Source organism: Kitasatospora sp. NPDC089913 (genome assembly GCF_044748625.1).
In the GTDB taxonomy this organism is placed as follows: Bacteria; Actinomycetota; Actinomycetes; order Streptomycetales; family Streptomycetaceae; genus Kitasatospora.
The window spans coordinates 80,649-93,421 of sequence record NZ_JBIVGI010000003.1; the positions used below are offsets into that span (position 1 = coordinate 80,649).

The 12,773-nt window shown below is 73.5% G+C and carries 10 protein-coding genes; 8 read left to right on the forward strand and 2 right to left on the reverse strand.

The features are described from left to right. Positions 1-210: 210 nt before the first annotated feature. Positions 211-1,716, forward strand: coding sequence for a M28 family metallopeptidase (locus ACIPYS_RS06935; protein WP_400744714.1), 1,506 nt, complete (start codon positions 211-213; stop codon positions 1,714-1,716). Positions 1,717-2,044: 328 nt separating this feature from the next. After that, positions 2,045-3,460 (forward strand): dihydrolipoyl dehydrogenase, encoded by a 1,416-nt coding sequence (lpdA, locus tag ACIPYS_RS06940; protein WP_093863720.1) that lies wholly within the window; start codon positions 2,045-2,047, stop codon positions 3,458-3,460. A gap of 214 nt (positions 3,461-3,674) precedes the next feature. Here the strand turns inward: lpdA and ACIPYS_RS06945 are convergent, their stop codons facing one another. Then, positions 3,675-4,115 (reverse strand): Lrp/AsnC family transcriptional regulator, encoded by a 441-nt coding sequence (locus ACIPYS_RS06945; RefSeq protein ID WP_093865389.1) that lies wholly within the window; start codon positions 4,113-4,115, stop codon positions 3,675-3,677. 91 nt (positions 4,116-4,206) lie between these two features. On the opposite strand from ACIPYS_RS06945, the gene ACIPYS_RS06950 reads away from it, so the two are divergent. The 5 genes from ACIPYS_RS06950 to ACIPYS_RS06970 all read left to right on the forward strand — a co-directional run bounded on the left by ACIPYS_RS06950 (position 4,207) and on the right by ACIPYS_RS06970 (position 10,113). Then, on the forward strand, positions 4,207-5,127 hold the full coding sequence (locus tag ACIPYS_RS06950) for an SMP-30/gluconolactonase/LRE family protein (RefSeq protein ID WP_400744717.1): 921 nt from the start codon (positions 4,207-4,209) through the stop codon (positions 5,125-5,127). A 247-nt stretch (positions 5,128-5,374) separates the two neighbouring features. After that, positions 5,375-5,581, forward strand: coding sequence for a hypothetical protein (locus ACIPYS_RS06955; RefSeq protein WP_093863722.1), 207 nt, complete (start codon positions 5,375-5,377; stop codon positions 5,579-5,581). A gap of 75 nt (positions 5,582-5,656) precedes the next feature. Next, positions 5,657-7,057, forward strand: a complete 1,401-nt coding sequence (gene lysA / locus ACIPYS_RS06960; RefSeq protein WP_400744149.1) for a diaminopimelate decarboxylase — start codon at positions 5,657-5,659, stop codon at positions 7,055-7,057. A gap of 180 nt (positions 7,058-7,237) precedes the next feature. Further along, positions 7,238-8,302 carry an ATP-binding protein gene (locus ACIPYS_RS06965; protein ID WP_093863723.1) on the forward strand — a complete coding sequence of 355 codons (1,065 nt, stop codon included), beginning with the start codon at positions 7,238-7,240 and terminating at the stop codon, positions 8,300-8,302. Further along, positions 8,299-10,113, forward strand: a complete 1,815-nt coding sequence (locus ACIPYS_RS06970; protein WP_400744153.1) for a hypothetical protein — start codon at positions 8,299-8,301, stop codon at positions 10,111-10,113. The genes ACIPYS_RS06965 and ACIPYS_RS06970 overlap by 4 nt, the downstream gene beginning before the upstream one ends. 195 nt (positions 10,114-10,308) lie before the next feature. Here ACIPYS_RS06970 and ACIPYS_RS06975 read toward each other — a convergent pair whose 3' ends face one another. Further along, on the reverse strand, positions 10,309-11,610 hold the full coding sequence (locus ACIPYS_RS06975) for an MFS transporter (RefSeq protein ID WP_400744156.1): 1,302 nt from the start codon (positions 11,608-11,610) through the stop codon (positions 10,309-10,311). A gap of 18 nt (positions 11,611-11,628) precedes the next feature. Between ACIPYS_RS06975 and ACIPYS_RS06980 the strand changes: the two genes are divergently transcribed. Beyond that, positions 11,629-12,666 carry a DUF5937 family protein gene (locus ACIPYS_RS06980; RefSeq protein ID WP_400744159.1) on the forward strand — a complete coding sequence of 346 codons (1,038 nt, stop codon included), beginning with the start codon at positions 11,629-11,631 and terminating at the stop codon, positions 12,664-12,666. Positions 12,667-12,773: the final 107 nt, after the last annotated feature.

Sequence of the window (12,773 nt, forward strand, 5' to 3'; positions counted from 1 at the left end):
AGACGGCCCCACCTCCTCCAGGATCGCCGCAGACCCGGGTGTCCGCATCCGGTCAGCTTTCGCGCCGGGGTTGGCAAGACGTCCCGGAGCATGTCAAATCGGGAGACCCACAGACTGTCGGAAGGACTCACGTTGAACGCTCGGACCGGTCGCCCGGCCACCGCACCCCGTTCCAAGGCCGCCCCGACCCGCAGGACGGCGGGCGCCGCACTGGCGGTCGCGGCGCTGGTGACCCCGCTGCTGCTGGTCGGTACCGGCAGTGCCGCCGCCGACGCCGACCCGGCCCGCAACGGCGCGAAGCTGGCCGCCCGACTGATCGCGGGCAGTGACGCCGACGACGCCTTCGGGACCCTGGAGGCGTTCCAGCGCTTCGCCGACCGCAACGGCGGCACCCGGGTGGCCGGCGCCCGGGGTCACGAGCAGTCCGCCCAGTACGTCTACGACCAGGCCCGCCGGGCCGGGCTGAAGCTCTCCAAGCAGGAGTTCGAGTACACCTTCTTCCAGGCCCTCTCGGAGAAGTTCGCCGTCGTCTCCCCGCAGGCCGAGACGGTGCCGCTGAAGGCCATGACGTACTCCCTCAGCGGTCCGGCGGGCGGCATCACCGCCCAGCTCGCGGTCGTCCCGGTGGACGACACCACGGGTTGCGAGGCCTCCGACTACGCGGCCGGCGTCTTCACCGGCAAGGTCGCGCTGATCAAGCGCGGCGGCTGCAGCTTCGCGGTGAAGCAGGCGGCCGCGGCGGCCGCGGGCGCGGCCGCCGCCGTCGTGTACAACAACACCGACGCCGACCTCAGCGGCACGCTGGGGGAGCCGGACGCCGGGCGGCTCCCGGTCGGCAGCACCAGCAAGGCGGCCGGCGAGGCCCTCGTCGCCAAGGCCGCCGCCGGTCCGGTCACGGTCAGCCTGGACCTGCGCACCTTCATGGAGAAGCGCAAGACCTGGAACGTGCTGGCCGAGACCCCCGGAGGGGACCCGAACAACGTCGTCATGGTCGGCTCCCACCTCGACTCGGTGGTCGAGGGTCCCGGGATCAACGACAACGGCTCCGGTTCGGCCGGCATCCTCGAGGTCGCCAAGAACCTCGGCACCCGGCCGGTCAAGAACAAGGTGCGGTTCGCCTGGTGGTCCGCCGAGGAGTTCGGCCTCAAGGGCTCCGAGGCGTACGTGGACTCGCTCTCCGAGGCCGAGAAGAAGAAGATCCGGCTCTACCTCAACTTCGACATGATCGCCTCGCCCAACTCGGCCCAGTTCGTCTACGACGGCGACGACTCCGACCACGTCGGCTCGGGCCCGGGCCCGGAGGGCTCCGCCCAGATCGAGCGTCTGATCACGGACTTCCTCGACGACTGGAGCGTCCCGCACGAGGGCACCGACTTCACCGGCCGCTCCGACTACGGACCGTTCATCGAGGCGGGCATCCCGTCCGGCGGCACCGACACCGGCGCCGAGGTGATCAAGAGCGCCGAGCAGGCGGCCAGGTACGGCGGCACCGCCGGGGTCGCCTTCGACAAGTGCTACCACAAGGCCTGCGACGACCTGGACAACCTGGACCTCGCCGCTTTCGACCTCAACATCGACGCCATCGCCAACGCGGTCGGCCGCTACGCCTGGGACCTCTCCTCGCTGACCGCGCCCGTCGCGCCGAAGCAGACCGAGGGCCAGGTGGGCAGCGGCGGCGGCCTCCAGGAGGGTCACGCCCACGAGGTCGCGTCCTGATCACCCCTGATCACCGCTGATCACCGCAGAACAGCCCTGATCGCCCCGGGGCGGCCCCGACCGGGGCCTGCCTCGCCACCGGCCCCGCCCCCCGCGTTCTCGGGGGGCGGGGCCGCACGCATGTCGGCCCTCGCCGAACCCCGCCGAGCCGCGCTGCACCCGCTGAATCCTGGTGGATCCCGCCGAATTCCACCGAACTCCGCCGGAATCCCGCCAGGACGGGTCCCGCTGCCGGGCGATCGGGGGTCCGCCGAGTGCGCGGAGCGGTGGCCTGACACCATGGACGGCGAGAGCACGACACCGTGACACCCTCGGAGGAATCAGCACCATGAGCAGCAGCACGCACTACGACGTCGTCGTTCTCGGAGCCGGTCCCGGCGGGTACACCGCGGCTGTCCGCTCCGCCCAGCTCGGCCTGAAGGTCGCCGTCGTGGAGTCGAAGTACTGGGGCGGGGTCTGCCTGAACGTCGGCTGCATCCCCTCCAAGGCCCTGCTGCGCAACGCGGAACTCGCGCACATCTTCACCAAGGAGGCCAAGACCTTCGGCATCAAGGTCGAGGGCAAGGTCACCTTCGACTACAGCGAGGCGTTCAAGCGCAGCCGCACCGTCGCCGACGGCCGGGTCAAGGGCGTCCACTACCTGATGAAGAAGAACGGCATCACGGAGTACGACGGCCGCGGCACCTTCGTCGACGACCACACCCTCCAGGTGGCCCTGAACGGCGGCGGCTTCGAGGTCGTCACCTTCGACCACTGCATCATCGCCGCCGGTGCCAGCACCCGGCTGCTGCCCGGCACCAGCCTGAGCGACCGTGTGGTGACCTACGAGGAGCAGATCCTCACCGAGGACCTTCCGGGCAGCATCGTCATCGCGGGTGCCGGCGCGATCGGGGTCGAGTTCGCCTACGTGCTGCACAACTACGGCGTGCAGGTCACCATCGTGGAGTTCCTCGACCGGATGGTGCCGCTGGAGGACGCCGACGTCTCCGCCGAGCTGGCCAAGCAGTACCGCAAGCTCGGGATCCAGGTGCTCACCTCGACCCGGGTCGACTCGATCGACGACAAGGACCCGGCCGCCAAGGTCAAGGTCACCGTCACCGCCAAGGACGGGCAGCAGCAGGTCCTGGAGGCGGACAAGGTCCTCCAGGCGATCGGCTTCGCGCCGCGCGTCCACGGCTACGGCCTGGAGAACACCGGCGTCAAGCTCACCGAGCGGGGCGCGATCGCGGTCGACGGCCGGGGCCGGACCAACGTCCCGCACATCTTCGCCATCGGTGACGTCACCGCCAAGCTGATGCTGGCGCACGCCGCCGAGGCGATGGCCGTGATCGCGGCCGAGACGATCGGCGACGCGGAGACCATGGAGGTGGACTTCGCGATGATCCCGCGCGCGACCTACTGCCAGCCGCAGATCGCGAGCTTCGGCTACACCGAGGCGCAGGCCCGCGAGCTGGGGCACGACGTCAAGGTCTCCAAGTTCCCGTTCACCGCCAACGGCAAGGCGCACGGCCTCGGGCACCCGATCGGCTTCGTCAAGGTCATCAGCGACGGCACCCACGGCGAGCTGCTCGGCGCCCACCTGATCGGTCCCGAGGTCACCGAGCTGCTGCCGGAGCTGACGCTGGCCCAGCAGTGGGACCTCACCGTGCACGAGGTCGCCCGCAACGTGCACGCGCACCCGACGCTGGGCGAGGCGGTCAAGGAGGCGATCCACGGGCTGGCCGGTCACATGATCAACATGTGATCAGCCCGTTGAACAGCCGGGTCCGTCCGGCGGGGATCCTCCCGCCGGACGGACCCGTCGTGTTTCCGGCGGCCGGTGACGCGTCCGGCCGGTGACCGGTCCGGTTGGTGACCGGTCCGGCCGGTGGCGGTGGCGGTGCCGGTGGCGGTGCCGGTGGCGGTGGCGGTCGCCGGAGCGCCGGAGCGCCGGCGGCAGGTCCGGCCGCTCGTGGCGATCAGAGCGCCGGTGACGGCGGCCGTTCGAAGAAGGACTCCAGCACCACGGTGGCCCGGGTCCCGTTGACGCCCTCGATCGCGTAGAGCCGGCGCAGCACGTCCTGGAGCTGCTCCGTCGTCGGCGTCCGCACCTTGACCAGTACCGACGCGGCGCCGGCGATGATGTGGGCCTCCTCGATCTCGGGGATCGCGGCGAACGCCCCGGCCGATTCGCCCATCCACGCGGACGAGTCGACCATCACGAACGCCAGCACCCCGAGGCCGAGCGCCTTCGGGTCGACCTCCACCGTCGTGCGGCGGATCACACCGCGTTCGCGCAGTTTGCGCACCCGCTCGTGGGCGGCGGCGGTGGAGAGCCCCACGGCGCGGCCGAGTGCCGCGTAGGCCTGGCCCGCGTCCTGCTGGAGCAACGCCACCAGGGCCCGGTCGGTGTCGTCCAGATTTTCGATCGCCATGGCAGAACCATACCTGGTCCTGCCATACTCATGATCATCGGAATCACATTCGGCTGTTTGCGATAGGACATGAATGATGTCTGGTCATATCGAGTTCGGGTTGTACGAGATCCTGGACGACCGCTTCCGCCCCTGCACCTACGGGGACACCCGGCTCGAGCAGCTGCACGGCGACTGCCGCTGGGCCGAGGGTCCGCTCTACCTGCCCGCCTGGCGGCAGCTGGTCTGGAGCGACATCCCCAACGACCGGATCCTGCGCTGGGACGAGGCCACCGGAGCGATCAGTACCTTCCGTCCGGTGGCCGGGCACAGCAACGGCAACACCCTCGACCGCGAGGGCCGTCTGATCACCTGTGAGCAGGGAAACCGGCGTGTCACCCGGACGGAGCACGACGGGACCGTCACCGTCCTCGCGAGCCACTACGGCGGCAAGCGGCTCAACTCGCCCAATGACGCGGTGGTCCGCTCGGACGGGGCGATCTGGTTCTCCGATCCGGACTTCGGCATCACCAGCGACTACGAGGGTCACGCCGCCGAGAGCGAGATCGGCGCCTGCAACCTCTACCGGATCGACCCGGGCAGCGGCGAGGTCCAGCTCGCCGCCGACGGCTTCCGCGGCCCCAACGGGGTCCTGCTCTCCCACGACGAGCGGCGCCTCTACGTCTCCGACAGCCGTGCCGGGCACATCCGTGCCTTCGACATCCGCGAGGACGGCACCCTGGGCGGGGGTGACGTCCACATCGAGGGCGGGGACAGCCGCTTCGACAACATCCGCTTCGACCGGGACGGACGGCTCTGGGCCGCGGCGTTCGAGAACGGCATCCACTGCTACGCCGAGGACGGCACCCTGATCGGTCGCATCCTCGTCCCCGAGCCCGTCTCCAACCTCACCTTCGGCGGTCCCAAGCACAACCGCCTCTTCATCACCGCCACCACCTCGCTGTACTCGCTGGTGACCTCGATGACCGGCGCCCACCGGGTCCCCCGCCGCGCCTGACGCGGCCCCGGTGCGACGTGCCGCGTCGCACCGGGCCGCGGACCCCGCGTGGAGCGTGGATCCCGCTCGCAGCTCCGGGTCCACCCCCGCTCGGACCGCCGCCCCCGTCAAGGTGCCGTCAAGGCGGGGCCGGTTCGCGTACGCCCTGCGTCAAGAGCCGGTGCGGAACGCGACCGGCGGGGGTGGACTGGAGCTGCGAGCGGGACCGGCCGAGGCCCCGCCGCGACCGGAAGGACGACGACCCGTCATGACCGAGTTCCAGGTGATCTCCGACGACCCCCGCAACCGCCGGCTGTCCGGCGCCGCCGACGAGGCCCTGCTGCGCCGGCTGCTGCAGGGCACCGTTTTCGACCCCGGGTCCGGCGCGGCCGCCGCGACGGTGGCGGAGCGCGCGCCCGAGGAGCGGCGGGCGGGCTCCGCGCACTGCCGCCACGCGATGCACTACGAGGACTGAGCACCCGTCGGCAGGCCTGCCGAGCCGCCGAAACGCCGCCCTCCCCTTCCGCTCTGTTCCGACCAGGAGCACCGTGTGACGACCACCCTGCGCACCCCCCAGTCCCCCCAGTCCCCCCGGCCCACTCAGTCCTCCCGTGCCTCCCGAACCTCCCACTCCTCCCCGTCGCCCGCCGCTCCGCTCGGCAGCCCGTGGCCCGCTTCCGCCCGCCCCGGTCCGAACGGCGATCTGCTGATCGGCGGTGTCGGGCTGGCCGAGGCCGCCGACCGCTTCGGCACCCCGCTCTACGTCCTCGACGAGCAGGAGTTCCGCGACCGCGCCCGGGCCTTCCGCCGGGCCCTGCCGACGGCCGAGGTCTGCTACGCCGCCAAGGCCTTCCTGTGCAGCGCGGTGGTGGACTGGGCCGCCGAGGAGGGACTCGGCCTCGACGTCTGCTCCGCGGGCGAACTCCGCCTGGCCGCTGCCGCCGGTTTCCCGCCCGAGCGCGTCCTGCTGCACGGCAACGCCAAGACTCCCGAGGAACTGCGCCTCGCCCGCCGGCTGCGGGTCGGCCGGATCGTCGTCGACGGCGCCGCCGAGATCCCCCGGCTGGCCGCCCTGGCCGGGCCGGACGCCCCGCAGCGGGTCCTGGTGCGGGTCCTGCCGGGGGTCGCCGCCGGGCACCACCGCGCGGTGCGCACCGGCGTCGACGGCCAGAAGTTCGGCTTCCGGATCGACGGCGGGGACGCCGCCGACGCGGTCGCCCGGATCCTCGGCCAGCCCGGCCTGCGGCTCACCGGCCTGCACTGCCACCTGGGCTCCCAGATCACCGAGGCCGGACCCTACCTCGCCGCCGTCGACCGGCTGGTCGGGCTCCTCGCCGAGATCCGCGACCGGCACGGCGTCGAACTTCCCGAGCTCGACCTCGGCGGCGGCCACGGTGTCCGCTACCTCGCCGGGGACGCCGAGCTGGACCCGGACCGGTTCGCCGCCGAAGTCACCACCCGGCTCGCCGCCCGCTGCGCCGAACACGGCCTCGCCGTCCCCCGGCTGCTGCTGGAGCCCGGCCGGGCGATCGCGGCTCCGGCCGGGGTGGCGCTCTACCGCGTCCTGTCGGTCAAGCGCGGCACGGACGGACGGGCCTTCGCGGCCGTGGACGGCGGCATGAGCGACAACCCGCGCCCCGCCCTCTACGGCTCCGCCTACCAGGTCCGGACGGTCGGGCGGCCGGCCGACGGCCCGACGGCGACCTTCGACGTGGTCGGCAGGCACTGCGAGGCCGGTGACGTCCTGGTGCACGGGGCCGCGCTCCCGGCCGACCTGCGCCCGGGGGACCTCCTGGCCGTTCCGGCCGCCGGCGCCTACCAGCTCTCGATGGCCTCCGGCTACAACCTGGTCGGCCGGCCGCCGGTCGCCGCCGTGCGGGAGGGGCGGCTGCGGCTGCTGGTCCGGCGGGAGACCGTCGAGGACTTCCGCGCCCGGGAGGTCGGCCGCTGACTCGTCGGCCGCCGACTCCGTGGGGGGCCGCTGCCCCCTTCGACGGCCGCTGTGCCGGTGACCGACCGGCGCGCCGGGCCCGGGAGCGGATCCGTTCCCGGGCCCGGAAATCCAGGTGCGCCCGGGCCGACTCCCGCCGCACACTGGGCCGGTCACGCACCGTCGCCGCGAAGGAGCCCCGTGCAGGGTGCAGTCAGCGTCTCGCCCGCCCAGATCCCCGAACTGCTGCTCGGTCTGGCCACCGTCCGCCCGGTGTTCCTCTGGGGCGCCCCGGGGATCGGGAAGTCCTCCCTGGTCAGGGAGTTCGCCGGGGCACTCGGTCTGGAGTGCGTGAGCCTGGTCGGCACCCAGCTCGCCCCGGAGGACCTCATCGGCGTGCCGCAGCTCACCCCCGAGGGCCGCTCCCGCTTCTGCCCGCCCGAGCAGATCGCCCGCGACCAGCCCTACTGCCTGTTCCTGGACGAGCTCAACGCGGCGTCGCCGGACGTCCAGAAGGCCTTCTACTCGCTGATCCTGGACCGCCGGATCGGCTCCTACGAGCTTCCGCCCGGCTCGATCGTGATCGGCGCCGGGAACCGTGCCACCGACGGCGCGCTCGCCCGCCCGATGGCGTCCGCCCTGGTCAACCGCATGGTCCACGTCCATCTCCGGGCCAGTGCCGAGGACTGGCTGCGCTGGGCGGGCGGCGCCGGCATCCACCCCTGGATCGTCGACCACCTCACCGACCGGCCCGACCACCTGTGGTCCGCGCCGCCGAAGACCGAGGAGCCGTTCTCCACCCCGCGCGCCTGGCACATGCTCTCCGACGCGCTGCACTCCTTCGGGCCCACCCTGGACGAGGGGACGCTCAAGGTCGTTGCCCACGGGCTGCTCACCGCCCAGCACGCGATCGCCTTCTGCGGCTACGCGAAGATCGTCCGCAACTCCTACGGCCTGGAGGCCATCCTCAAGGGCGACGCGCGCTGGCCGCACCGGGTGGAGGACCGCGACCTGCTCTACTACCTCGCCGACGCCTTCCGCAGCCGACTCGTCAAGGAACTGCCCGCGCAGAAGGAGCACGCCTCCGGGGCGCAGCGGCAGACGGCGTTCCGGGCGAAGTCGCTGCTGGTCCAGCTGGCCGAGATCTCGGTGGAGGTCGCCCGGACCGTGATCGCCGACGGTGCGGACGGCATTCCGGTGCTGCCCGCCTGGTTCCTGATCGAGGCCGCCCGGGACATGCCCCGGTTGGTCGAGGCCCGCCGGTGAGGCGCGCCCGGGCCGACCGCGGGGAGCCGGACCCGGGTACCGAGGCGTTCGCGGAGGGTGTCCGGCTGCTCCGCCGCAATCCGGCCCTCGCCGCCCTGCGCGCCGACATCTGCCGCACCCAGGACTGCGAGGCCGCTCCGCCGGACGGCTGGGTGGTCGCCGACTCCAACGGCACCCTGCACGTCAACCCGCGCCGCCGGGCCGAACCCGAGGAGTGGGCCTGGGTGCTGGCGCACGCCCTGCTGCACCTGGGCCTCGGCCACCTCCCGGGCGCCCGCGGCACCCGGACCCGGCCCGACGCCTTCGAGTCCGCCGCCCGCTGCACCGTGGTCAACCGCTTCCTCGCCACCTTCCCGGTCGGCCGCGCCCCGGTCGTCCTCCCGCAGGAGTACCCGGGCGGCGGCGAGGAGGAGTTGGCCGCCCGGTGGCGCCGCGACGGCCTGCCCGCGCCCGCGGTCGCCGGGACCGCGGGAACGGCCGGAACCGCCGAGCAGGACCAACTGCTGCTGGAGTGGCGCGGCCACGGGCCGCCCGAGGACTGGACGGTGGAGTTCGCGGCCGCGCTCACCCGCACCATGTCCGCCGCCATGGACCGGGCCGGCGGACGGTTCGACGCCGATACCGGCGAACGCCTCCCCGAGCGACCCTGGACGAGGGCGCTCAACTGGTTCGTCTCCTCGTACCCGCTGCTCGGCGTCGTCGCGGCCGGCCTCACCGTGGTGGCCGACGCCGAACTGGCCCGGGCCCACGACATCGCCGTCGCCGCCGTCGACAGCGAGGTCGGGGAGATCTACGTCAACCCGCTGCGCCGCTACTCCGACGAGGAGTGGCGGTTCGTCCTCGGCCACGAGATCCTGCACGCCGCCCTGCGGCACGGCGAGCGCCGCGGCGGCCGGGACCCGTTCCTGTTCAACGTCGCCGCCGACTACGTCATCAACGGCTGGCTGCTGGAGATGGGCGTCGGCGAGATGCCGGACGGGCTGCTGCACGACCCGCGGTTGAAGGGGCTGTCGGCCGAGGAGGTGTACGACCGGATCGTCCGCGACCGGCGCCGGATCCGCCGCCTCGCCACCCTGGCGGGGAAGAACCGCCCGGACGTCCTCGGCGAACGGCTGGGACCGCCGCGGGACTTCGTGGACCTCGACGACTTCTACCGGCGCGGCCTCCAGCAGGGCTTCGAGCTGCACGGGCGCGAACGCGGCCTGTTGCCGGCCGGGTTGGTCGAGGAGGTCCGTGCCCTCGCCCACCCGCCGCTGCCGTGGGACGCGCTGCTGGCGCGCTGGTTCGACGAGTTCGTGCCCCGGCCGGAGCCGGTGCGCAGCTACGCCCGCCCGGCGCGCCGGCAGTCCGCCACGCCGGACATCCCCAGGGCGGGCCGCCACCACCCGGAGGAGGAGGTGCCGCGCTGCACCTTCGGGGTCGTCCTGGACACCTCCGGTTCGATGGACCGGTCGCTGCTCGGCAAGGCGCTCGGCGCGATCGCCTCCTACGCCGCCGCCCGGGACGTACCGGCGGCGCGGGTGGTGCACTGCGATGCCGCCGCGCACGACGCCGGGTACCTCCCGGTGGAGGAGATCGCCGGGCGGCTCCGGGTGCACGGGCGGGGAGGCACCGTGCTCCAGCCGGGCATCGACCTGCTGGAGCGGGCCGAGGACTTCCCGCCCGGCGCACCCGTGCTCGTGATCACCGACGGCGAGTGCGACGTGCTGAGGCTGCGCCGTGAGCACGCCTTCCTCGTCCCGCGCGGTGCCGTGCTGCCGTTCACGGCGCGCGGCCCGGTGTTCCGGATGAGCCGGGACGCTCCCGGCTGATCGTCGAGCGGCTCGGGCGAGAAGGCCCGCACCGTGGAGGGCAGCCCGCCTCGCGAGCCGCGCTTGCGACGTCCGGCGATGGTCGGCGGGGTGCGGGAACACCGCGTGGACCCCGTGTGGACCCCGTTGGACCCCGTTGGACCCCGTTGGACCCCGTGTGGACCCCCTCCGCTTCGGGAGGCCCCCGGCGGAATGTCAGTGCCGCGCGAGGGGTCCGGTTTCCGAGGGAGTGTCGGGAACGTCGGCGAACGGGCGTTCGAGTCGGAGCAGTCCGGGGACGGCGGCCAGCGAGGTGACGAGGAGGAACAGCCAGGGCCAGGCCGGGCCGTGTGCGAACAGCAGGGTGAGCAGGCCGGGGGCGAGTGCCTGGCCGAGGTTCCAGGAGAGTTGTTTGACCGCCAGGTACCGGCCGCGTCGTGCCGGATGGGCCAGCGCCACGCTCAACTCCTCCCGGCCGGGCGTGGCCACCGTCTCGGCCAGGTTGTAGACCAGCATCGCGACGACCAGCCCCGACAGCACCAGCCAGCGCGGACCGTCGGCCGGCAGGAGGGCGAAGAGCGCGAAGGCCGCGGCGTTGAGCCCCGCCCCGGCGGCCGCCGTCCGGGTCGGACGGTGGCCTTCCAGCAGGCGGGAGACCGGGCTCTGGGTCAGCACCACTTGGACGCCGTTGAGCACCAGCAGCGCGCCGGCCAGCGAGGCGTCCAGGTGCAGGGCGGCCGTCACGTGCACCGCGAGCAGGACGCTCAGCACCATCGAGGCCAGCACGGAGGACAGGTTCACCACCACCATGAGCAGGTAGCGGCGGTCCGCCAGCACCGCCCGGTAGCCGCCCGCCCCCTGGCCCGCCCCTTCGCGGACCCGGGCCGCTGCCCGGGTGGCGGGCGGTTCGGCCGGGGCGGGCCGCCAGCGGGCCAGCAGCACCGCCGCCGCCAGGTACGAGGCGGCGTTCAACGCCACCAGCACCCGTAGGCCGCCCGTCCCGCCGTCGCCGACCAGCAGTGCGCCGGCCGCGCCACCCAGGCCGAGCCCGGCATTGCGCAGGGTCTGCACCAGCGCGAACCAGCGGGTGCGCTCCCCGGCCGGGGCGGCCAGCACCACCAGCCCGGTGCTGGCGGTCCAGTACGCGGCCTGGCCGGCCTGGGCGAGCAGGCAGACCAGCACGATCAGCGAGGCACGGTCGGCGAGCAGGAAGCCCGCGTAGGCGAGCGCGGAGAGTGCGTTGGCCCAGGCGGCGACCGGCCGGGCGCCGTGGCGGTCGATCAGCGGGCCGACGACGGGGGCGACCGGCAGGGCCAGCAGCCGGGCGGCGGAGACCGCCGCGCCGACGGTGGTCAGCGACAGCGCCGTGGTGCGGGCGAAGAACACCAGGGTGAAGGCGAGCACCAGGCCGGTGCCCAGGCTGTCGATCAGGTGCGCGCCGATCAGTGGGCGGTGGCGGCCGGCCGAGGCGGGCAGTCCGAGGCGGTCCCGGAGCGGGACGGGGGTGGCGGTGGTCATGGGGCCAGGCTGCCTGCGATGATCGTCGGAGCCCATGGATTCGACACAGCTCGAATCCTCGCCACGCCGACCGTCGGGGAGCCGATGCTGACCTGGGAGTTCTCCGCGCAGGACCTGGCCCGCACCAGGTTCGCCCGCTCGCCGCTGTGCGAGCTGACCACGAGCGTCGAGGCGCTGAAGGACCCGGGCCGCAGCGCCGTCCACCTGCCCTGGGCCCGCCGGGCCCGCCGCGAACTCGCCGACGTGAGCTGGGAGCTGCTCTCCCAGCTGGTGCGGCTGCCGACGCGGTACGTGCCGGACTTCCTCACCCCGGTGCCGGTCGTCGGCAGCCCGACCCTGGCCGAGCAGTTGGCCGAGCTGACCGCGCTCGACCCGGCCGCCGTCCGCCGCGACCTGGACCGGATCGGCGGCGAACTCCCGCCACTGGTGGCAGAGCTGTACGCCGACCCGGTGGCCGGAACCCGGCGGCTGGCGGCCGAGGCGCAGGCCTACTGGCAGGCCGCGATCGCCCCGTACTGGGAGCGGATCGAACGCCTCGCCGAGGGCGAGATCCTGCGCCGGGCCCGGCAGTTGGCGGCGGACGGTCCGGCCGGACTCTTCACCGACCTGCACCCGTCGGTGAGCTGGGAGCACGACCTGCTGCGGATCGGCCACCGGCACGTGGACGCGCACCGCCGGCTGGACGGCGCGCGCGGACTTGTCCTGGTGCCCACCGTGTTCGCCTGGCCCGGGGTGTTCTCCCAGCTCAATCCGCCCTGGCAGCCCGGCCTGGTCTACCCGCCGCGCGGTGTCGCCACCCTCTGGGAGTCGGCCCCGCCCGCTCCGGCGGGCCTGGCCCGGGTGCTCGGCCGGGCCCGCGCGCGGCTGCTCGCCGAACTGGCGGCCCCTGCCACCACCACCGAACTCGCCGTCCGCACCGGCCTGTCCGCCCCCACCGTCTCGCACCACCTGGCCGCCCTGCACGACGCCGGCCTGGCCGCCCGCCACCGCACCGGCCGCAGCGTGCTCTACCTGCGCACGCCGGCGGCCGAACTGCTGTGCCGCGAACGGGGGTAGGGAACTTCCTTCCGATCCTCGGACCGTTGGTCCGGGTCGTGCCGTCGACTGCCGCGCAGTGGGCGCGGACAGGGCCGTTGTTGCCGGACCGGCACCACGCGATCGTT

Bases quoted from the DNA above. Each gene is read 5' to 3' on its own strand.
- lpdA (WP_093863720.1), top strand. From the start codon at position 2,045: ATGAGCAGCAGCACGCACTACGACGTCGTCGTTCTCGGAGCCGGTCCC.
- ACIPYS_RS06950 (WP_400744717.1), top strand. From the start codon at position 4,207: ATGTCTGGTCATATCGAGTTCGGGTTGTACGAGATCCTGGACGACCGC.
- ACIPYS_RS06955 (WP_093863722.1), top strand. From the start codon at position 5,375: ATGACCGAGTTCCAGGTGATCTCCGACGACCCCCGCAACCGCCGGCTG.
- ACIPYS_RS06975 (WP_400744156.1), bottom strand. From the start codon at position 11,610: ATGACCACCGCCACCCCCGTCCCGCTCCGGGACCGCCTCGGACTGCCC.
- ACIPYS_RS06980 (WP_400744159.1), top strand. From the start codon at position 11,629: ATGATCGTCGGAGCCCATGGATTCGACACAGCTCGAATCCTCGCCACG.